This is a genomic window from Salmonella sp. SAL4457, assembly GCF_046548235.1.
Classification (GTDB): Bacteria; Pseudomonadota; Gammaproteobacteria; order Enterobacterales; family Enterobacteriaceae; genus Salmonella; species Salmonella enterica.
On the sequence record NZ_JBGDZO010001010.1, the window covers coordinates 1 to 249 of the forward strand.

1 protein-coding gene is annotated in these 249 nt (G+C 53.8%); it reads right to left on the reverse strand.

The genetic code is table 11. The features are described 5' to 3' along the window. The coding region (locus tag ACLJNW_RS27210) for a hypothetical protein (RefSeq protein ID WP_410961667.1) at positions 1-249 on the reverse strand (249 nt) is incomplete at both ends.

Consider the following 249-nt stretch of genomic DNA (forward strand, 5'->3'; position numbering starts at 1 on the left):
GTGTAGGTCAGCACTTTGACTACGCCACTGCTACTGATCTCGACCTTGTGAGTGCTGTCGGCCCAGGCACTGAAGGTATCGCCCATCTTGTAGTTGTTGACGTTGACCACATCATCCAGGTTCTTGCCATTCTTCCACAGGCTAGGGTTGGTGGACTCCCCGCTCTGGTAATAGGTTGGCTTACCGTCGGTGATGAAGTAGGTCAGGTTCTCCGCACCTTTGTTGCTGGTGGCCATGGTGCTGTTGAAG